General features: G+C 73.2%; 15 protein-coding genes. 2 read left to right on the top strand and 13 right to left on the bottom strand.

Annotation, left to right across the window (positions count from 1 at the left end):
* Positions 1 to 19: 19 nt before the first annotated feature.
* The 3 genes from HDA43_RS20850 to HDA43_RS20840 all read right to left on the bottom strand — a co-directional run bounded on the left by HDA43_RS20850 (position 20) and on the right by HDA43_RS20840 (position 3917).
* Entirely contained in the window at positions 20 to 1414 is a 1395-nt protein-coding gene (locus HDA43_RS20850) for a protein kinase family protein (protein WP_179824269.1), read from the bottom strand.
* On the bottom strand, positions 1411 to 3153 hold the full coding sequence (locus tag HDA43_RS36030) for a serine/threonine-protein kinase (RefSeq protein ID WP_179824267.1): 1743 nt from the start codon (positions 3151 to 3153) through the stop codon (positions 1411 to 1413). Before HDA43_RS36030 ends, HDA43_RS20850 begins: the two co-directional genes overlap by 4 nt.
* A 116-nt stretch (positions 3154 to 3269) precedes the next feature.
* Entirely contained in the window at positions 3270 to 3917 is a 648-nt protein-coding gene (locus HDA43_RS20840) for a pyridoxamine 5'-phosphate oxidase family protein (protein WP_179824265.1), read from the bottom strand.
* A gap of 34 nt (positions 3918 to 3951) precedes the next feature.
* Here HDA43_RS20840 and pdxR point away from each other — a divergent pair, with 34 nt between their 5' ends.
* Both pdxR and HDA43_RS20830 read left to right on the top strand, forming a co-directional pair.
* On the top strand, positions 3952 to 5610 hold the full coding sequence (gene pdxR / locus HDA43_RS20835; RefSeq protein WP_179824263.1) for a MocR-like pyridoxine biosynthesis transcription factor PdxR: 1659 nt from the start codon (positions 3952 to 3954) through the stop codon (positions 5608 to 5610).
* Positions 5611 to 5654: 44 nt separating this feature from the next.
* Positions 5655 to 6749, top strand: a complete 1095-nt coding sequence (locus HDA43_RS20830; protein WP_179824260.1) for a phosphotransferase family protein — start codon at positions 5655 to 5657, stop codon at positions 6747 to 6749.
* Between the two features lie 51 nt (positions 6750 to 6800).
* On the opposite strand, the gene HDA43_RS20825 is transcribed toward HDA43_RS20830, so the two are convergent.
* From HDA43_RS20825 to HDA43_RS20780, 10 genes are all read right to left on the bottom strand, one after another.
* Positions 6801 to 7883 (bottom strand): LCP family protein, encoded by a 1083-nt coding sequence (locus HDA43_RS20825; RefSeq protein ID WP_179824258.1) that lies wholly within the window; start codon positions 7881 to 7883, stop codon positions 6801 to 6803.
* A gap of 2 nt (positions 7884 to 7885) precedes the next feature.
* On the bottom strand, positions 7886 to 8467 hold the full coding sequence (locus tag HDA43_RS20820) for an RNA polymerase sigma factor (protein WP_179824256.1): 582 nt from the start codon (positions 8465 to 8467) through the stop codon (positions 7886 to 7888).
* A 108-nt stretch (positions 8468 to 8575) separates the two neighbouring features.
* Positions 8576 to 9001, bottom strand: a complete 426-nt coding sequence (locus HDA43_RS20815) for a hypothetical protein (RefSeq protein ID WP_179824254.1) — start codon at positions 8999 to 9001, stop codon at positions 8576 to 8578.
* Positions 8998 to 12786 carry a glycosyltransferase gene (locus tag HDA43_RS20810; protein ID WP_179824252.1) on the bottom strand — a complete coding sequence of 1263 codons (3789 nt, stop codon included), beginning with the start codon at positions 12784 to 12786 and terminating at the stop codon, positions 8998 to 9000. The genes HDA43_RS20815 and HDA43_RS20810 overlap by 4 nt, the downstream gene beginning before the upstream one ends.
* Positions 12787 to 12958: 172 nt before the next feature.
* The gene (locus HDA43_RS20805; protein ID WP_179824250.1) at positions 12959 to 14086 is read right to left on the bottom strand and encodes a glycoside hydrolase family 26 protein; all 1128 of its coding nucleotides are present in this window, start codon (positions 14084 to 14086) and stop codon (positions 12959 to 12961) included.
* A gap of 278 nt (positions 14087 to 14364) precedes the next feature.
* Complete coding sequence (locus HDA43_RS20800; protein ID WP_179824248.1) at positions 14365 to 15273, bottom strand: glycosyltransferase family 2 protein; 909 nt, start codon at positions 15271 to 15273, stop codon at positions 14365 to 14367.
* Positions 15274 to 15345: 72 nt separating this feature from the next.
* Positions 15346 to 17490 carry a lipopolysaccharide biosynthesis protein gene (locus tag HDA43_RS20795; RefSeq protein WP_179824247.1) on the bottom strand — a complete coding sequence of 715 codons (2145 nt, stop codon included), beginning with the start codon at positions 17488 to 17490 and terminating at the stop codon, positions 15346 to 15348.
* Positions 17483 to 18307 carry a polysaccharide deacetylase family protein gene (locus HDA43_RS20790; RefSeq protein WP_179824245.1) on the bottom strand — a complete coding sequence of 275 codons (825 nt, stop codon included), beginning with the start codon at positions 18305 to 18307 and terminating at the stop codon, positions 17483 to 17485. Before HDA43_RS20790 ends, HDA43_RS20795 begins: the two co-directional genes overlap by 8 nt.
* Positions 18304 to 19245 (bottom strand): glycosyltransferase family 2 protein, encoded by a 942-nt coding sequence (locus HDA43_RS20785; protein WP_179824243.1) that lies wholly within the window; start codon positions 19243 to 19245, stop codon positions 18304 to 18306. The genes HDA43_RS20790 and HDA43_RS20785 overlap by 4 nt, the downstream gene beginning before the upstream one ends.
* A 2-nt stretch (positions 19246 to 19247) precedes the next feature.
* Entirely contained in the window at positions 19248 to 20078 is an 831-nt protein-coding gene (locus tag HDA43_RS20780) for a glycosyltransferase family 2 protein (RefSeq protein ID WP_179824241.1), read from the bottom strand.
* Positions 20079 to 20100: the final 22 nt, after the last annotated feature.

The following is a 20100-nucleotide window of genomic DNA, read 5'->3' as shown; positions in this document are numbered from 1 at the left end:
CATTATCGGCATATCCGGATCATGACTTGCACCGGTAGACGAAAGTGGCCCTGCCCTGGAGCTTCCCGCCCTTGGGCAGGGGAGAGAGGACCCGCAGGGTGGCGATCCCCCGGAAGTCCCCGTCGCCGCGGACCGTCCACAGCAGGGTCACCTCGTGCGAGGTCCTCCCGGCCTCGACCTCTTCGGTCTGCTCGGTCGGCGTCCTGCGGTCGCTGCGCCGCCACTGGTAGCGGATCCTCCCGGCGGAGCCGTTGGTGGAGAGCACGCCGGTGATCCTGACGGTCGTGCCGCAGCCCTGCGGCTTCTTCGGCGCGGTCACCCGCACCCCGGTCACCGCCAGCGGCGTCCCCGGGTCCGCCGGCTCGCGGAACAACCAGACCAGCACCCCCGCGACCACCATCAACGCGATGATCACCGAGGCGAGAGCCGTACGGCCGCGCCGGACCCTCCCGCGGGAGGCCCGCCGCCCGCGGGAGGCCGCGCCGGACGACCTGTCGCGGCCGCCCCGCCAGATCCGCGCGGCTTCGGTCTCCGCCGGCGCCCCGGACCCGAACCCCAGGACCGTGCTCTCGTCGCCGCCCGCGCGCCCGCCGCCCGCGGCGGCCGGCAGCAGCGTGGCGATCCCTCCCTCGTCCGGCAGGGGAGCCCCGGGGACGGGCCCCGGGGGAAGCGTGGCCTCCGCCTGCCGCCGACGCGCGGCCTCCGCCAGCCGGTCGCGTCCGGCGAAGCCGTCCGGCAGCAGGTCGCGCCCGGCCAGCAGGACGTCGCGGGCCTGGGCGAGACCCCGGGCGGAGGCGGTCGCCGCGGCCCGCTCCAGGAGCCCGGCCGCCTCCGGGTACGGCGCCGCCCAGCGGGCGGCCAGCTCCGTGGCGAGCGAGGCCCACGCCGCGACGTCGTGCTCCGGAGCGGCGGGGCGGTCGCGCAGCGCCCCGGCCAGTCCGCGCTCGGCGAGCAGCGCCGACCCGTCGGCGGCGATCACCACCGTGCCCGGGTGCAGCGCGCCGTGGGCCAGGCTCGCCGCGTGCAGGGTCAGGAGCGTCTGCGCGGTCTCCACCAGGATCGCGGCGGCGCCGCCCGGACCGGGACCGTGGGCGGCGGGCGGCTCGGACAGCAGGTCGGCCAGCGTGGGGGCGGCGGGTTCGGCGGTGAGCAGCCACACGTCGTCCCCGGCCGCGACCAGGTCGGCGATCGGGAGCAGCCCGCTTCGGCCGCCCCGGGCGAGCCCCAGGTCCGCGGTCACGGCCCCGGCCAGCCGTCGCCGCGCCCCCGGGTCGGCGACCGACTCGGGGGAGAAGCGCAGGGCGCCGCCCGGACGCCCGTCGGCCGTCACCGCGGACCACCAGGTGCCCAGCTCGCCGGCCCGTGTCCGGTGGCCCGGCCGGAACCCGGCCGGGTCCTCCGGGCCCGGGTTCACCGCCGGGTCCGGCCGTTCGGACGCCCGCGGCGCCGTCCGGCCGCGAACGGGAGGGCGCCGCCGGTCAGCGCCCCGAGGGCGAGGAACGCGGCGGACGCGGTCGTGGCGGGCGGGGTGGGCGAGAAGCCGTTGCCTCCGCTATGGGAGTCCGACGGGGAGGGATCGGATGTGCCGCCACCCTCGCTGGGAGTGGGGTCGGGCTTCGGCGTCTTCGGCGGCTGCGTCCTCGGCGGCTGCGTCGCCTGCGGGGCTGAGGTCTGCGGCGTGGAGGTCCGCGCCGGCTGCTCACCCGAGCGGCCGACGTCGGAGGTCTCCTCCTCGGTGGTGGCCGGTGAGGCCGTCCGGGTGGGGGTTGGCCGGTGCGGGCGGCGGGTCCGCGTCGGGGTGGCCGACGGGGCCGCGGTGGTCCTGGCGGGCCGGGCGGTGGGCCTGCGCGCGGGCGACACCGGTGGCGGGCTGGCGGCGGAGGTCGCCGCCGGGGTCTCGTCGGTCGCCGACGCGCTGGGGGTGGCCTTCGCCGGGGGCTCCTCCGTCGTCTCCTCCTGCGGCTCGTCGGTCTCCTCGGGAGTGATCGACTCCACCGGATCCGAGGGGGTCGCGCTCGCGGTGGCGGCCGAGCTGCGGGCCTGGATCTCGCTGGAGCCGGAGGAGTTGACCAGCACCATCCCGATGACGCCGACCAGCGCGACGCACCCGACGCCGACCAGGATCTTGGAGGTCCGCCTGGACAGCACCGCCCGCCAGCCGTGGTCGTCCAGGTCCAGGTCCTCCGGCCCGTCCAGGTCGGCCTCGCCCGGCACCGGGTCACCCAGGTCGGTCTCGGCGAGCGAGGTGTGCGCCTCCGAGGTCGCCGACTTGCGCGGGAAGGGGAAGAGCGACGCCATGATCCCGGCCAGCGCCGCCAGGCGGCGGCGGCCCCGCTCCTCCCAGTCGGGGCCGTAGGCGTCGGCGGCCACCGCCTCCAGCTCGGTGAGGAAGGCGATGGCGGTCGGCGGGCGGTCCGCCGCGTGCTTGGCCAGGCCCCGCTCCACCAGGCCCCGCAGGGCCGAGGGCACCTCCTCCGACGGAGGGGCCGCGCTCTGGTGCTGCCGGGCCAGCGCGGCGATGTTCGTCCCGCGGAACGGCCGGGTGCCCGTCAGGCACTCGAAGAACACCGCGGTGGCGGCGTAGACGTCGGTGGCCGGGGAGGCCGGGCCCCCCGACCACTGCTCCGGCGCCATGTAGGGCGGCGTGCCCGCCGGGACGTCCCCCTCGCCGGAGCGGACGGCGATGCCGAAGTCGACCAGCCGGCTCGTGCCGTCCGGCTCGATCAGGACGTTCTCCGGCTTGAAGTCGCGGTGCACGACGTTGACCTTGTGCGCGGCGGCCAGGCCGGTGAGCGCTCCCTTGAGCACCACCAGCGCGGCCTCCGGGCCGGTCGGCCCCTCCGAGCGGAGCACGGCCCGCAGCGGGACGCCGTTGACCAGCTCCATGACGATCGCGGCGCCCTCGCCGGTCTCGACGTAGTCGTAGAGCCGGACGGCGTGGGGACTGTCGAGGGTGTAGAGCACCCGGGCCTCGTGCCGGAAGCGCGCGACGAAGCCGACGTCGCCCCTGAGCTTGTCGGACAGGTATTTGATCGCGACCAGGACGTCGTCGGCGTCGTGCCGGGCCATCATCACGCGGCCGGCCGCGCCGGCGCCCAGCTCGCGGATCTCCGTGTAGCCGGGGACTCGCCAGGCCGATGACGTGCCGTACATGCGGTCTCCTCAGTTGACTGGGCCCCCACCCATGAAAGACGGACCGTAGCTTAGCGACAGAACATCGGTTTCCGCGGATTAACCACAAACCGTCAGAACGCCCGGAAAAACACGCCCTATCGGCCGGGCGCGGCGCGGGAGGCGATGTGCCCGGGGACGTCCACGCCCGCGGGCAGCGCGGGGTCCGCCTCCGGTTCGCCCCAGGAGGCGCGCAGCGGCAGCACACCGGCCCAGACGGGCAGCGCGTAGTCCTCCTCCTCGTCGTCCGGCGGGCCCTGCCGTACCTTCACCGACGCCTCCGCCAGGGAGAGGGCCACCAAGGCGGTGGCGGCGAGCTCCTTCCGCGTCGGCAGGCGGACGGCGTCCCACTGGCCGGGCGCGAGCCGCTCGGTGATCGCACGCAACCCCGCCAGCCGCTCCTCGGGGTCCGTCACGACGCGGGGACGGCCGTAGACCACGGCGGAGCGGTAGTTCACCGAGTGGTTGAACACCGAGCGGGCCAGCACGATCCCGTCCAGGTGGGTCACCGTCACGCACACCTCGCCCTCCCCCCGCAGCGAGGGCGAGCCGGTCGAGCCGTGCAGGTAGAGGGTGTCGCCGATGCGGCCGTAGCAGGTGGGGAGCACCGTCGGCGTCCCGTCGGGCCTCACCACGCCCAGATGGCAGATCAGCCCGGCGTCCAGCACCGCGTACAGGTCCTCGCGGCCGGTCCTGGCGCGTTCCTTCATGCGGCCGGGCCGGGTGCGCGGAGTCGTGGAAAGCATGGCTCTAATCTAGAAAGAAGTGGACATAAGGAACATGACCACTTTTCCGTGCTTCCGGGAGACCACTTTGCCGCGCACCTCCATCGACCTGCCGGTCTCGGTGGACCGCGACGCCTCCGTCCCGCTCACCGTCCAGCTCGGGAACCGGCTCCGCGCCGCCATGCGCGACGGCACCCTCAAGTCCGGCGAGCGCCTGCCCTCCACCCGCGCCCTCGCCCGCCAGCTCGCGGTCAGCCGCACCGTCGTCACCGAGGCGTACCAGCAGCTGTACGCCGAGGGCTGGCTGGACGGCCGCCACGGGTCGGGCACCTACGTGGCCGACGTGGTCGTCCACACCCCCTCCCCGCCGCTCGCCTCCGCAGGGCCGGCCGCCTCCGCAGGGCCGGCCGCCTCTGCAGGGCCGGCCGCCTCCGCAGGGCCGGCCGTTTCCACCTGGCCGTCCGGGGCCGCCGGAGCCGCCCGGTCCGGCGCCGTTCCGCCCGACTTCCCCGCCGGGAACGGCGCCGCTCCCGCCGGGCCCGTGATCGACCTGCGGCCCGGCCGGCCGTGGGTCAACGACTACGACCGGGCCGCCTGGCGCCGGGCCTGGCGGGCCGCCGCCGACCTGCCGCCGGGAGACGACCCCGACCCCTACGGCCTGCCCCGCCTGCGCGAGGCGCTGGCCGAGCACCTGCGCAAGACCCGGGCGGTCGCCGTGGGCCCGGAGAACATCATGGTCACCAGGGGCACCGGCAACGGCCTCGACCTCGTCGCCGCCACGCTGCTGCGCCCCGGCGACCGGGCGGGCGTCGAGGACCCCGGCTACCGCGTCGCCGGCAACGTCTTCGCCGCCCGGGGCGCCGAGATCGTGCCCTGCCCGGTGGACCGGGACGGGGTCGTCGTCGAGGAGCTCCCCGGCGACCTGCGCGTCCTCTACACCACCCCCGCCCACCAGTACCCGCTCGGCGGACGCCTGCCGATCCCGCGGCGGGAGCGCCTGCTGGCCTGGGCCCGCCGTACCGGAGCGATCGTCGTGGAGGACGACTACGACGCCGAGTTCCGCTACGACGTCGCCCCGCTGCCCGCGCTGCACTGCCTGGACCCCGGCCGCGTCGTCCTGCTCGGCACGCTGTCGAAGTCCCTGGCCCCGGACGTGGGGGTCGGCTGGCTGGTGGCCGCCCCCGACCTGCTCGCCGCCGTCGCCCGGACCCGCCACGACCTGGCCGACCGCACCGGAGGCCCGGCCCAGCAGGCGGTCGCCGTACTGCTGGAGAGGGGAGACCTGGACCGGCACCTGCGGCGCATGCGGCTGGAGTACGCCCGCCGCCGCGCCGCCGTCGTCGACGTCCTGGGCCCGCTGGTCAGCGGAGACACCGCGGGGCTGCACGTGATGATCGAGGTCCCGCCCGCCGCCGTCCCGTTCGTCGTCGCCCGCGCCGCCGAGCGGGGCGTGCTGGTCGACTGGACCGAGAGCCCGCGCCGCAGCGACCGGCCGCGCGGTCACGGGCTGGTGCTCGGGTACGGCTCCGCCTCCCTGACCGAGGTCAGGCGGGGCACCACGGTGATCGCCGAACTGGTCGCGGCCTGGCGGGACGGGGAGGGCCGGAAAGGGGAGACGCGGGAAGAGCCGGGGAGAACAGGGGAGACGCGGGGAGAGCGGACGGGAGAAGACGGGAGAAGACAGGCGCCGGCCGGAAAGGGCGCCCGGCGGTGACCCGTCTGGCGGATAAAAGCCGAATGACGTTCTAATGTTTGGTCATGAGCACGCCCGGCATCAACTGGTCCCGCCTGGTCGCCTGGATGGCGAGCAACGTCCCCGACGTGGGGGAGCCCACCGGGGTCTCCCTCATCTCGGGCGGGAAGTCCAACCTGACCTATCGGATCGACACCCGAATCGACACCCGAATCGACACCCGAATCGACACCCGAATCGACACCCGGGTCGACACCGGGGACCGCGCCCTGGTCCTGCGCCGTCCCCCGCTCGGCCACGTCCTGCCCACCGCGCACGACATGCGCCGGGAGTGGCGTGTCATCTCGGCGCTGGCCGGGACGGCGGTGCCGGTGCCCGAGCCGGTCGCGCTCTGCGTCGACGAGGACGTCATCGGCGCGCCGTTCTACCTGATGGGACACGTCGAGGGGCAGGCCGTCCGGGGGCGGCAGGACGTCCGGCTGTCGCCGGAGGACGCCAGGGCGCTGTCGGAACGGCTCGCCGAGATCCTGGCGGCCATCCACGCCGTCGACTACGAGGCCGTCGGCCTGGCCGACTTCGGCCGCCCTGACGGCTACATGGTCCGCCAGCTCGAACGCTGGGGGCAGCAGTGGGAGCGCTCGAAGACCCGTGAGCTGCCCGAGTACGACCGGCTCGCCGCGCGCCTGCGCGACCGTCTGCCCGCCGCCTCCCGCGCCGCCCTCGTGCACGGCGACTACCGCCTGGACAACACGCTGGTACGGCTCGCACCCGGCGCGGCCCCGGACATCCGGGCGGTCGTCGACTGGGAGATGTCCACCCTGGGCGACCCGATCGCGGACCTCGGCCTGACCCTGACCTACTGGCACGACCCGGGCGACGACGAGCGCTCGGCCCTGCCGGTCGCCGGTGACATCACCCTCACCCCAGGCTTCCTGGACAGCCGGGGGTTCGCCGAGCACTACGCCCGGGTGTCCGGCGCCGACCTGGGCGACCTGGACTTCTACCTGGCGTTCGGCAACTACAAGCTGGCCGTCATCGTGGAGGGCATCCACGCCCGCTTCGTCCAGGGCAAGACGGTCGGGGAGGGGTTCGACGAGATCGGCGCCGCGGTGCCGCTGCTGGTCGCCCGGGCGCACCGGGCACTGGACGAGGGCCTCTGACGTGTGCTCGCCCCGGACGTGCTCCCCGGCGCGCCGGGGAGCATCCCGGCGTTACTTCTTCCGAAGCCCGGCGAACAGCCGCTCGGCGCCGCGGGCATCCCACTGCAGCCGGTTCCGGTCCTCGGGGTGGGGATGCACGGGGACGGTCACGAACTCGACCTCGCCGGGCCCGACCTTCCGTAGACTCTCGGCGACGGCGAGCATCGTCTCCGCGTCGAACCCGGGGTCGGTCCTGACCCACCTGCGCGCCTCGTCGAGGAAGCTCATCAGCTTCGCGGGCTCGCCGGTCAGCTTCTCCGCCTTCTTCACCAGGGCGCCCATCAGCTGCTGCTGGCGTCCGACGCGCATGAGGTCCGAGCCGTCACCCAGGGCGTAGCGGACCCGCGCATAGCCCAGCGCGGCCGCGCCGTTCAGCGTCTGCCGGCCGGCGGGGAGCCTCACCTTCGCCTTGCGGTCGTACACCGCCCGCGGCAGCGTCACCTCCACCCCGCCCAGCGCGTCCACCAGCTTCGCGAACCCGGAGAAGTCGGTCTCCATCGCGTGGTCGACGCGGATCCCGGTCAGAGACTCCACCGTCTTCCACGCGCAGGACAATCCGCCCTTGCCGTAGGCGGAGTTGATCATGTCGGTCCGGGCCGGTACGGGCTTCCCGCCGGGGGTCTCGCAGGAGGGGATCCGGACGATCGAGTCGCGGGGGAAGGAGACGACCGTGGCCTTCTTCCGCCCGGCGGGCAGGTGGATCAGCAGCATCGTGTCACTGCGGGCGCCGGTGCCCGCCCGGTGGCGGGGGTTGAGCGCCTCGCTGTCGGTGCCGACGAACAGGATGTCGAGGGTCTCCTCCGCCCCGGGCGGGCGCTCGCCCCGCGGAGCGGTGACGGACGGGTCCCCGACGGCCGCCTGGAAGCCGTAGGTCCGGAACACCACGGGGACGGCGACGGCGGCGGCCGCGGTGACCGCGGCGGCCAGGCCGAGCGCCGCCCAGCCGCGCGTCACCCGGAGCGGCCGGACCGCCCGGAACGTCCGGCGCGGGCCGGAGGCGGCGTCGAGGAGGCGCCGCCGCTGGTGCGCCAGCGTCGCCGGCGGCTCGTGCTCCAGGTCGCGGCCGAGGTCGCGGAGCGTCGTCAGGTCGTCCATGGTCACGCCTCCTCGTGCAGCGGGTTGGTGTCGCCGAGCGCCGCGCGGAGCTTGCGCCGGGCCCGGTTGAGGCGGGACCGCACGGTGCCGACCGGGATGTCCAGGGCGCGGGCCACCTCCTCGTACGACAGGTCGCTCCAGGCGACCAGCAGCAGGACGTCGCGGTCGCGGGCCGCGATCCCGGCCAGGGCGCGGGCGAGCGCCGGCCGGGACGCCTGGGCGGTGACCCCGGCGGCCACCCGGTCGGCGGGCGACTCCACGACGTCCTCGGGTGTGGTGCGCAGCAGCGACCGGTAGCGGGCGGCCTCGGCGCGGCGGTGCCGGGAGACCAGCCTGGTGACGATACCGAACAGCCAGGGGCGGGCGTCCTCGCAGGCCAGGTCGTAATTCTTCCGGCGGGCGAAGGCGACCAGGAACGTCTCGCCGACGAGGTCCTCGGCGATCTCCGGGCCGAGCCTGCGGGAGACGTACCGGTAGAGCATCGCCGCGTAGCGGTCGAACAGCGCGGAGAACGCCTCCGGTCGCGTCAGGGACTCCCTGACGAGGTCGGAGTCGAGGCTCCGGGCGGTGGGCGGAGCGGTCATCGCGGGCACCATGGCATCAAGGCCGGCCTTCCGTGGGACGGGTGGTCGGTGATGTATCGCCACACACCCGCCTTCGGGTTCACGCTCGGTGCCGCGCCGCCCCGTACGTCAGGAGGGGTCGGTGGAGGCCGCCACGGCGCGGCGGCGGGCGTCACGGCGGGAACGCCGCGCCAGCCGCCCGGTCAGCAGCGCGCCCAGCGCGGCGACCGTGGTGATGGAGGCCAGCGCGATCATCGCCCGGTCCGTCGTGAACGTGCCGCTCATGAAGAACGCCTCGCTCACGATCATCCCGATGGCCACGCTGAGGGCCAGGGCGAGCGCCGTGCTCTCCGTGGCGTCCCCGGCGTGGTCACGGCGTCCGAACAGCGGGCGCGCCAGGGCCAGCACGGCGGCCCCCGGGCAGGTGAGCATGAAGACGATCGTCACCGTGACCCGGAGGAAGCCGGGGTCGGCCACGTGCGTCACCAGCAGGGCCAGCCATCCGGTGAGGGCGAGCAGGGGCATCGGCCAGCTCGGCCGGTTCGAGGGGGTCATTTGCTCTTCTCCGGGACCAGCTCGTAGACGACGCCCCCGGAGGTGCGCAGGAGCAGCTTGAAACGGTCCGACGCGGCGGCGCCCTTGTCGATCCGGTCCACCGTCCCCTTGGGGAAGATGCCCGCCGTCTCGGTGGCGGCCTTCTGCGCCCGGTTGATGATCAGATACGCCTTTCCTCCCGGTGGAAGCCTCGACATCAGGCTGGTCAGGGACGGTATCGGATCCTTGATCATCTCCGGCAGGGTGGGGACGTAGTCGGGCAGGTTCTTCACGGCGGTGCGCGTCGGCGGCAGTTCGTCCAGCCAGGTGTGGTCGTAGCGCTCGTAGTAGTCGTAGGCCCCCGGGAGGACGAACGTGGGCGCCACGATCTGCGAGCCGTTCGGCGCGACCTCGTAGACCGCCTGGACGAGCGCGGCCTCGGCGGAGGTGAAGTAGTTCGTCTGCTCCTTGCCGTAGTTGCCGAAGAAGAAGCCGGTGACCATCAGCAGGAAGACGAGCGGCAGCACCGTCAGGCGGACCCACTCCCGGCGGGCCGGCAGGAAGAGGGCCGCGGCCAGGAAAGCGGTCAGCGGCAGCGTGAACAGGTAGACCCGGAAGACGATCTCACCGCCGTAGCTTCCGCCGGCGAGGAACAGCAGCGGGCTCAGCCCGATCGCGACCAGCGGCAGCCACGCCCGCCTGAGCAGGTGGCGGCGTTTGTAGGCTCCGGCGAAAGCCAGCAGCCACAGGCCGGCGGACAGCGCGCGGTCGGCGTAGGCGACGATCACCTGGCCCGGGGAGGCGTCACCGAGGGCGATGAGCCCGTCGTCGAGGTTGCCGCCGGCGTCGCCGAGCGACTCCACGATGTCCCCGAAGCGTTCCTCCAGGAGCTGCCGGGCGGCCAGCAGGTCCCACCCCGCCACGACGAGCCCGGTGACCACCAGGATGCCCACGTTGCGGTGGCGGCGCAGCAGGACCAGGGAGAAGAGCGCGGCCGTCAGCACCAGCGGGGTGAGCTGGTGGGAGGAGGCGATCCCCAGGACGACGACGACCAGCAGGCAGGACCAGACCAGACGGGTCCGGGTGCCGGAGACGGGCGGCGGCTCGGCGCCCAGCGCCTCGGGATCATCACCCGCTCGGATCGGCCCGCGCCGGAAGCGCCTGACCACGACCGAGAGCACGATCAGGTAGAGGACGAGGGTGGTGGCCTGCGGGGAGAAGTAGTCCTGCCCGACCCAGGAGCAGGAGAAGTACACCCACACCGCGCCCCACACGAGCTGCCGGTTGCGGGTCACCGTACGCCACAGCAGCAGCAGTGGCAGGAGCAGCGCGACGTTGAAGACGGCCGGCCCCCACACGGCGATGCCGAGGGCGTTCTCCAGTCCCGCGGCCCTCGTCATGAGGGCGAAGAAGGAGAAGAACCCGGGCCACTGGTGGTAGGCCGACAGCGGCGTGACGTCCGGGTCGGTCGCGCCGTGCCTGATCAGGTAGTCGATGACCGAGACGTGCTTCCACGCCCAGGAGTAGCGCAGCGAGGGGTAGAGCAGGGCGGGGGTCGCGTGGAGTACGGCGATCAGCACGAGCACGTAGCCCGCGTGCCATAACTCCAGCGCCTCCCGGTCGCCCAGCAGGCAGACGAACCCGATCACCATGACCGCGATCGCCAGCCAGAACGTGACCGGCATGACCGTTATCAGCCCGAGGTCGGTCATCCCGTCGAGATGGACGCCGCGGAGCGACAACCCCCACAGGATGCTGGCCAGCGGCAGCGACGTGCGGGAGACGAACCAGGTCAGGGTGTTCACCTGCCGGACGGTCCCCTCGGTGCGCGTGGTGCGCAGCCGCCGGGCGACGTAACCGGCGTTGACCGTCAGCAGACCGAGGAGCATCACCAGCAGGGCCTTCCAGCCCTTGACGTCCACCGGGCCGGTGAAGGTGACGGCCCGGAAGATCGCCCTGGGCAGCCCGGCCCTGACGGGCGCCAGGTGGGCCAGCGCCCCCTCCCGCCCGCTGGCCCGCTGCGGCACGCCCGCCTGCGACCGGCCCTCGGCGAAGCACCGGGCCAGGAAGTAGGAGAGGCGGGCCCGGCGCGGCGGGACGTTCAGCCGCACCGCGGCCGAGGGCTCGTGGACCAGCTTCGCCTCGGGTGCGAGCTCCCGCAGGCGCGAGCGGAGCTCGGTCGCGGTCCCTCCGGCGGGCTCGGCGGCGGCGTCGCCCGCCCGGCGGTCCAGCGTCTCGGGGAAGCCGCCCGCCTCGGTCAGCGTCCGGCGCCGGAACGACAGGGCGCCGCCGTACAGGTCGTCGATCTCCTCGGTCTCGTCGGGCGAGCCGGTGCACGGCACCCCCAGGACCCAGGACAGCTCGGTGGGGAACCAGTCGGGACGGCCGGCGCTCCAGCGCGGCGTCACCCGGCCGCGCACCGCGACCACGTCGTCGTCGGCGTAGGCGGCCAGCAGGGACGCCGACCAGCCCGGCTCGGGCAGGGAGCCCTCGTCCAGGAACGCGATCACGTCGCCGTGCGCGTTCGCCAGCCCGAGGTTGCGCGCCGCGGCCGAGCCGCCCGCCTCGCGTCCCGGCAGCACCGTGACGCCGGCGAGTTCGGTCTCGGCCCAGGAGACCAGCTCCGGGCACTGGTCGACGACCAGGATGATCTCCTCGGGCGCCGGGTCCTGGGCGCGCAACGCCGCGACCGTGGCGGTCAGCCGGGCCCGGGAGTCCATGGAGTCGCCGGTGAGGACCACTGACAGGGACGGGTCCGCGGTCCGCACCGCCGTCCTCGTGGCCGTCCGCACCGAACCGGCGGCCGGCGAGGTGGACGATCCGGCGGACGGTACGGAGGACCCGCGGGCCTGTCCACTCAGGAGGTCGGCCGGGATGCGCCAGCTCACGGTGGCGTCGTCGTCCTCTATGGGGAGAGCGACGACGACGAGTTCCTCGTCCCCCTCGTCCTCCCCGGCCTTCTCACCGGGCGCGTCGCTGTCGTCGCTGTTGTCGCTGTCGTCGCTCTCGTCCTCGGGTGAGGCGTCGCCGGACGAGGTCCGGGGCGGGGCGTCGTCCGCTTTCCCACCCTCCGCGTCCTCGTCCGCGTCTTCGAGGAGGATCTCGATCTCGTCCTCGTCGGCGGACTCGCCCCCGTCAGAGGGCCCGTGGGCGGTCTCGTCATCGCCGGAGGGTCCGTCGGTGGCCTCGTCATCAGTGGAGGGCCCGTCCGCGGTCTCATCGTCGCCGGAGGGTCTGTCGGTGGCCTCGTCGTCAGTGGAGGGTCCGTCCGCGGGCCCCTCTCCGGCGGGCCCCTCTCCGGCGGGTCCGTCGCCGGAGGGGCCGTCACCGTCGGGGACCTCGTCCCCCGTTTCGTCCCCGCCCCCGGCGAAGTCCTCGTTCCGCAGGGCACGCCACACGGGCCAGGGGGGAGGCTCGTCCTTCTCGCCGTCCGTGCGATCCGAGGTCGCTCCGCCGCCGTCCGTACGGTCCGAGGCGGCTCCGTCGTCGGCGGCGTCCGAAGGTTCCCCGGACGCGGCCGTGCGGTCTGAAGGCTTCTCGGACGCGGCCGTGCGATCCGAAGGTTCCCCGGACGCGGTCGTGAGGTCCGAGGGCTTCTCGGACGCGGTCCCGCCGTCCGAGGGTTCCCCCTCGCCCGGGGGCTCCACGTGGTCCGGGGTCTTCTCGTCGTCCGGGGAGCGTTCCGGCGTTCCGGACGTCCCGGTCTCCGCGGGGTGGCCGGAGGGCGCGGCCGGGGTGGACGGCGGTCGTGCGAACACTCGGGTGGCCGGTTCCTCGATCACTTCTTCGGCCTTCCTGCCCTCCACGCTCGCCCTTTCCCGGTCCCCGCCATGTCAATGCCAGACCACGACTTTACTCCGCGCGGATTCTTCTCCGTGCGTGTCGGCCGGGACTCCCGCCTGGCGTGTTCCGCCGGGATCCACCCCATTCCCGGCATACCGCCGTCCGGGGGCGACCAGGACGGGGTATGCCGTCCGCTCAGCCCGTGGCCTGCGCCGCGTCGCCCTGGGCCGCGCCCGGCTGCTTGAAGTAGGGGTCCCGGCCGGCCTCGGCGAACGCCTCCATGACACCGGAACCGGTCAGCCGGAAGTCACAGGAGTCGCCGTCGACGTTGTTCCACTGGATGAACGCCTTGAGGTTGGGCATGGTCTTCGCCACATTCGGGATGTCGCGGTACCAGTCGGCCCGTGCCGAGGAGTCGCCCTTGTCGCTCTCGGTGCCGTACTCGGCCAGCATCATCGGCTTGCCCGCGAAGCCGTTCTCCTGGAACCAGTCGTAGGTCGGCCTCACGGTCTCCTCGAAGTTCTGCCAGGAGGCGTTGCGGCAGGAGGCGAAGTTGTAGGGGTCGTAGCTGATCCAGTCGACGTACTCGTCGCCCGGGTAGTACGCCTTCCACCGGTCGCGGAACGGGTAGTAGCCGGTGACGCCCCAGACCCAGACGGCGTTGGTCGCGCCCTCCCGGCGGAAGCCGTCGACGATGCGCTTGTAGGCCGCGATGTAGTCCTTCGGGTCCTGGCCGGTCTCGTCGCGGTCCTTCTCGCCGTCGAAGCCGACCAGGACGGGCTTGCCGTACTCCTTGACCCGGGCGGCCTGGTCGGTGATGGCCTGGTCGTAGTATCCGGCCGCGATCTCCCGCCAGGGGATGTCGAGGTTGTCGCTCCAGATCGACGACTCCCAGCCGAGGAACGTGATGCGGTCGGAGCTCAGCGCGACCTCGCCCTCCCGGAAGAACCGCCCCGCCTCACTGTCGGACATGTCGTGGTAGCTGATAGTGACGTCCAGCTTGCGGCCGATCTGCTTCTCGATGCCCTCCACGCCCGAGACGAGCTCGGCGTCGCTGGACACCGGCACGTGCATGCCCCACCAGGCCCCGCAGGGCGGCACGAGCTTGTCGGTGGGGGCGCACGAGGCGGGCGGGGTGCTCTCCCCGGGGATCGTCGGGGGAGGAGGGGGCGCGGCGGTCTCGTTGCTCCCGCCGCCCCTGGAGACGAGCGCGTAGACGCCCGCCGCGACCACGAGGACGACGGCCAGGGTGACGAGCAGCCACCGTGAGGCCGGGGACTTCGCCGCGGCTCCGGCGCGCTTTCTGTTTCCAGGCTGGATCATGAATCCGTCCGAGTGGGTGAGGCCGGTGGACCGGTGATGATCAACATAGAGCGCGGCTTTCCGGGTCGTTCGAGTTTTAATTGATTTTTATATGAGATCATGCTCGTCCGTTGTTATGGCGAGCATAAGGAAATGTGCTTAGCCGCAGGTGATCGCCGTTCTGGCCGTTTCTTACGGTTTCCTGTGAATCCGTGAACCCACGGATTCCGCCGGATTCCGCCGGGGGGTGCTCCGGTCCCACCGTGGACGCGAGCCCGCCGTCGCGGGGCCCGCGTCCGTCAGATGCCGCGGCCGATCCGCTGCAGCCGGCTCACGATCGCGTCGGCGGGCACCCCGGCGGTCACGGCCAGCGCGAGGTAGGCACGCGGCTCCCAGGGACGCTTGCGGACGGTGCGGCCGATCCAGCGCAGCGCCTGCGACGAGTGGCCCAGGGACGCCTCGGCGAAGGCGATCTTCCCGGCGAGCTGCGCGTAGCCGCCCGCCCCGGAGAACTCCGGATACCGGTCCAGCATCCAGCGCAGTGCCTCGGAGATGGTCGCGCTGGTGTCGACGATGGAGAAATAGGAGGAGTTGTGCATCCGCAGCCGCGTCCCGACCTCGGTGAGGTTGGCGATCGGCCCCATCTTGGCGGCGCGGAGCAGCAGCTCGTAGTCCTCGCCGTAGCCGCCGGGCAGCTCCTCGCTGACCAGCCCGAAGCCGTTCACCAGCGCCTCGCGCCGCATCAGGTAGGTCGAGGGGTGCATCGTGGGGAGCTGCTTGTTCAGCAGGTCGCGCAGGGTCACCGACGTCAGGGGGATCGACCTGGGGTAGGAGACGCGGTCGTTGAACAGCTCGACCCCGCACGTCACGAAGTGCCCGTCGCCGAGCGCGGCCACCTGGGCGCGGAGCTTGTGCGGCAGCCACAGGTCGGTGTCGTCGCAGAAGGCGACCAGCTCGCTGTCGGCCATGAGACTGCCGGTGTTGCGGGCTCCGGCGATCCCCGGCTGCCGCTTGTTCGGGGTGACCAGCACGCGGCGGCCCGGGGTGTCGGACACGAACGACTCGTCCGGGTCGCTCTGGTCGAACACCGCGATACAGGTCACGTCGCCCGGGTAGTCCTGGCCGAGGATCGAGCCGATCGTCTCCCGGAGCATGTCCGGGCGGTTACGGGTGGGAATGACTGCGGTGACCGCCGGCCAGTCGTTCACGATGGGTCCTTTCGCTGGAGCTTGAGCCGTGGGGGGACGCAGGTCGAGCCCCGCGGCGGCAGTCTAGGCGGTTCAGGCCGCCGTTCTCAGGGTCTCGTCCGTCGCGGAGACGGCCGGCTCGGGCCCGCGCCGGGTCCTGCGCGCCGGCACCAGCGCCAGCGCGGCGGCGCACAGGCCGAGCAGGACGGCCAGGGCCACCTGCGGGGAACCCGCCGAGACGAGCCGGAAGACGATCGTCACCAGCATCACCGCGGGCCAGCGCAGCCGCCCGCCCGGACGGATCGTCCGTACGGCCAGCGCCGCCGGGGCCAGCGCGGCCACGGCGAAGGCGGCCGGCGCCCACGCCAGCAGCCAGGTGGGGTCGGTCAGGCCCAGGGCGCGCGCCAGGAAGGCCGGCAGGGCCAGCAGCAGGTCGCCGCCCGTGGCCTCGCCGGTGGTCATGATGCGCGTCACCCGGCCGGCGAGCTCCGCGGCCGGGCCGGTCTGCGCCGCCGTGGCGTTCAGGCACACCGCGACCGCGACGAGCTGCGTCCACAGCACCGGACGGCGGCGGTTCATCAGCAGTTCGGCGGCGAAGGCCACGATCACCAGCCCGGCGGCCGCGACGGCCGCGGTGGTGGACGGGAACGACAGGGCGCCGCCGGCCAGGGCGGCCAGCGCGGCCACGGCCAGCCCCTCGGCGGTGATCAGCGGCGGCAGCCAGGCCCTGGCCCGCACCACCAGGGGCATGCGGGGCCGTGCGGGCGCCGCCTCCCGTCCGGCGGCCCGTCCCGGGTCGTGGGCGGCCGACGCCACGGTCGCCACGGTGGGCTGGGCGTCCACGATCATCATGACCAGGGTCGGGGTCTCGTCCGGTGAGAGCTCGGCCTCCGCGGCCGGGGCCCGCGGCGCCGCGCGCAGCACGGAGACCAGGCCGGGCGCGACGATGGCCACCACGACCAGCTGGGCGGTCAGCGTGCCGAAGCCCACGCCGGTGATGCCGTAGAGCCGGAAGAAGACGAACGACAGCCCCACGACCAGGACGCACAGGAGCGCCTGGAGCATCAGGAGCGTCCGCACCCGGCTGCGCGCGCGGAGCACGCCGAGGTAGATCTCGATCACCGCGTGCGGCAGGCACGCGAGGGCCAGCAGCCGCATCACCGCCGCCCCGTGCTCGGCGTAGGCGGCGCCCCAGCCCAGGCGCAGGATGAGCGGCGCGCTCAGCGCGGTCACGGTGACCACCGGGACCAGCAGCATCAGGGTCCGCCGCAGCGCGAGGCGGCACTTGCCGGCCAGCAGCGAGGGGTCGCCGGAGCCCTCGATGGTCAGCGAGATGGCCATGTTGAGGGCGAGCATGTCGAAGACGCCGACGAGTGTGACGGCCGCGCCGTAGTATCCGGCCATCTCCGCGTTGACGCCGCCGGACACGATCACCGGCATGAGGTAGACGCTGATGAGGGTGAGCAGCGTTCCGGGGAAGTCCCCGGCGAGGAAGCGGCCGATGCGGCGCGGGCGGGGCGGGGTGCGGTGGGCGCCCCGGGCGGCGGCCAGCGGGGACAGCCTGCCGAAGATCGCGATGCTGATCGGCACGACGGTGAACGCCACCGGGATCGTCCAGGCCAGGAAGATCCCGGTGCCGGGGAAGATCGGGGCCAGCACCGCCACCAGGACGATCTTGGCGATTCCGACGCCCACCCCGATCAGCGGCACCCAGGTGGCCTTGCCCAGCGTGGTGAGCACCACGTCCTGGAGGGTGAAGACCGACCACAGGACGACCGAGAGCAGGAACCACCCGGCCGTGCCGATCCCGTGCAGGCTCCCGTAGTTGGAACCCCACTGGTCGAGCGTGGTCAGGAAGAAGCCGGTGGCCAGGGCGGCCGCGCCGCCGCCCACGAGGTAGGCGGCGCCGACGAGCCGCCCGGTCGCCCGCCCGCCCTCGGGCAGGAACCGGGTCAGCGCGCCGACGAACCCGAACGCGGTCATCGCGGCGAGCAGGCGCATCGCGGCGATGAGCGCGAAGGAGCGGCCGTAGTCGCCCTCGTCGTAGAACCGCGCGGCCACCGTCCAGTAGGCGAGCCCCAGGGCGCCCGCGGCGCCCGCGTTGACGATCAGCGAGTAGGCGTTGCGCAGCAGGGGATCGTTGAGGTCCTTGGGAAGACGGCTCCACAGGTTCTTCAGCGGTCCGCCCCGCGTCGCCCGGGTCCCCGTCGTCCCGCCGGAGAGACTCGTGTCACTCACCTGCCGTTACCCGCCCCCGCGTGTACATCGTCGAGACCTGGCGCAACCCGTAGCGCGCGCGGCGCACCAGCGCGTAGCCCTTGGTGAGGGCCCGCTCCCGCAGATAGAGCAGCGGGATCCCCTCTCCCTCGACGGCCCTGGCGAACTTCGTCATGGACGTCCGCTCGGTGACCGTCAGGCGGGGGATCGTGAGCATCTCGTCGCCTTCCTCGAAGGCGTCGTTCGCCACCGCACAGGCGGTCCAGTACCCGGCCCGGCGCACCTCCCGGCGCACCCGCGCGCTGGAGTAGCCGTAGGGGTAGGCCATCGTGGCCACCGGGCGGTCGATCTGGTCCTCCAGGAGGGCCCTGTTGGTGCGTAGCTCGTTGCGGAGCTCGGCGTCGGGGAGCTGGTCGAGCTGCGGGTGGCTGTGGCTGTGCCCGCCGATCTCGATGCCGCAGGAGACGGCCTCGCGGACCTGGCTCCAGGTCAGCATCGGAGCCAGCCTGCGCCCGGCCTCGTCGGGGCCGGCGTCCTGGATCCAGCCGCTGGTCACGAAGACCGTGGCCGGGTAGCCGAACCGGTCGAGGACCGGCAGCGCCTCGCTGTGGAAGTCGGCGTAGCCGTCGTCGAAGGTGATCGCCACCGGCTTGGCCGGCAGCTTCCCGGTCCGGTGCACTCCCGCGACCAGGTCCGACAGCGTCATCGGGGTGAAGCCCCGGTCGCGCAGCAGACCGAGCTGCTCGGCGAAGCGCCGCGGCGAGACGGCCAGCGGCCGGGTCTCGTCGTTCGGGGTGTCGCTCACCGAGTGGTACATCAGGATCGGAACGCCGGTCATGACCGTCCCAGCCTCAGCCGCGCGGTGCCCACGGCGTACCCCCAGGCGGTCCAGGCCAGGCCGACCACGATCGCCCCGGCCCGGCCGAGACCGGCGAGGTCGCCCCGCAGCGCCGCGCCGACGCCGCGCAGCACCCCCAGGGGCAGCGTCTTCGTCGCGTAGCTGCGCTCGCTCGACAGCCCGTCCTCGGTGCCGACGCTGGAGGCGACCAGGGCCTTGGACAGGCCCTCGGCGTAGCAGCGCGACCGGAAGTAGGCGAAGCCCATCCGGGGGGCGGGGACCTTGTGGCCGATCACCGCCCCCGGCTCGAACAGCATCACCGAGCCGGGACGCCGCTGGGACAGGCGGATGCAGAACTCGGTCTCCTCGCAGCCCAGCGGGCGGCTCTTACGGCCCTGCACGCTGCGGCCGATTCCGGTGTGGAAGCCGCCGACCCCGCCGACGACCTCGCGGCGGAAGGCGGCGTTGCCGCCCATGACGTTGCGGATCGGCGCCCGGACCGTGGGCATGCCCCGGTAGGTGCAGCCCACGGTCCAGTCGAACTCCTCGGGGAACCAGCGGGGGCGGCGCCCCGTGGCCCACAGAGGCCTGGTCAGCCCGCCCACCCCCACGACGGACGGGGTCTGGAAGCCCTCCTCCAAAGCCTCCAGCCAGCCAGGCTCCGCCACCGCGTCGTCGTCCAGATAGGCCACGACGTCGCCGGTGGCGATCTCCGCGCCGGTGTTCTTGCCACCGGACAGGCCCTTCTGGTGCGTGTTCTCCACCACGACCACGTCCGGATACTCCCGCTTGAGTCTCAGATGCAGGTCCGGATTGTGGTCGACCACGAGGATGATCTCGTGCGGCGTGCGCCGCTGGTCCCGTACGGACCGGACGGCCGCCCGGATGTCCTCCCAGCGGTCCTCGGTGTAGACGCAGATGACGACACTGATCTTCATGGTTATGCCGCGCCCTGGTCCGCCGCGGGGGTGGTCGCGGGCTCCGGCAGCGCGGCGGACGGACGCCGGTAACGCTCGCGCAGGATGGTGCGCAGCACGCGCAGGCCGTCGCGGACGACGTGCAGGTTGCTCTGGCCGTGGATCCGGCACCGCTCGTGGCTGGGCACCTCCTGGATGCGCAGTCCGGCCTTGACGGCGCGGATGTTCATCAGCGTCTCGACCTCGAAACCCTCGCAGTCGAGGTCGAGGGCCGGCAGGTGCCGGGCCCAGAAGGCGTTGTAGCCGTAGCACAGGTCGGTGTAGCGGGTGCCGTAGAACCAGTTCACCAGCGTGGTCAGGACCGTGTTGCCGAACCGGCGGCTGAAGGTCAGGTCGTCGCTGCCGCCGCCGGCGGCGTAGCGCGACCCCTTGACGAAGTCGGCGCCGGTGACCAGGGCGCCCACGAACTGGATGATCTCGCGGCCGTCGGTGGAGCCGTCGGCGTCGATCATCACGATGATGTCGCCGGTGCACGCGGCGAAGCCCGCCGAGAGCGCGTCGCCCTTGCCCTTGCCGCGCTGGGTGACGACCTTCACGTTGGGACGCAGCCGCCGGGCCACGGCGACGGTGTCGTCCACCGAGTTGCCGTCCACCAGGACGATCTCGTCGATCCACTGCGGCAGCGTGGCGAAGACGTGTGGGAGGTTCTCCGCCTCGTTCATCGCGGGCACGACGACGCTGACGGTCGGGGAGACGGCGACGTGCGGGGTGATGGGGGTGAAGCGCTCGATGGGCGGCACCGAGCGCAGCACGCCGAGCTGCTTGGAGTTCTGTCTGACGGTGTCAGGGTTCATGATGACGGATGTTCCTTTGGTC

It is taken from the genome of Streptosporangium sandarakinum (genome assembly GCF_013409935.1).
GTDB classification, from domain to species: domain Bacteria; phylum Actinomycetota; class Actinomycetes; order Streptosporangiales; family Streptosporangiaceae; genus Streptosporangium; species Streptosporangium nondiastaticum.
This window is presented reverse-complemented; position numbering and strand designations above follow the sequence as displayed.

Coding starts and splice junctions, on each gene's coding strand:
- HDA43_RS36030 (WP_179824267.1), bottom strand. CDS start 3,153: ATGTACGGCACGTCATCGGCCTGGCGAGTCCCCGGCTACACGGAGATC.
- HDA43_RS20840 (WP_179824265.1), bottom strand. CDS start 3,917: ATGCTTTCCACGACTCCGCGCACCCGGCCCGGCCGCATGAAGGAACGC.
- pdxR (WP_179824263.1), top strand. CDS start 3,952: ATGACCACTTTTCCGTGCTTCCGGGAGACCACTTTGCCGCGCACCTCC.
- HDA43_RS20830 (WP_179824260.1), top strand. CDS start 5,655: ATGAGCACGCCCGGCATCAACTGGTCCCGCCTGGTCGCCTGGATGGCG.
- HDA43_RS20825 (WP_179824258.1), bottom strand. CDS start 7,883: ATGGACGACCTGACGACGCTCCGCGACCTCGGCCGCGACCTGGAGCAC.
- HDA43_RS20820 (WP_179824256.1), bottom strand. CDS start 8,467: ATGACCGCTCCGCCCACCGCCCGGAGCCTCGACTCCGACCTCGTCAGG.
- HDA43_RS20815 (WP_179824254.1), bottom strand. CDS start 9,001: ATGACCCCCTCGAACCGGCCGAGCTGGCCGATGCCCCTGCTCGCCCTC.
- HDA43_RS20805 (WP_179824250.1), bottom strand. CDS start 14,086: ATGATCCAGCCTGGAAACAGAAAGCGCGCCGGAGCCGCGGCGAAGTCC.
- HDA43_RS20790 (WP_179824245.1), bottom strand. CDS start 18,307: ATGACCGGCGTTCCGATCCTGATGTACCACTCGGTGAGCGACACCCCG.
- HDA43_RS20785 (WP_179824243.1), bottom strand. CDS start 19,245: ATGAAGATCAGTGTCGTCATCTGCGTCTACACCGAGGACCGCTGGGAG.
- HDA43_RS20780 (WP_179824241.1), bottom strand. CDS start 20,078: ATGAACCCTGACACCGTCAGACAGAACTCCAAGCAGCTCGGCGTGCTG.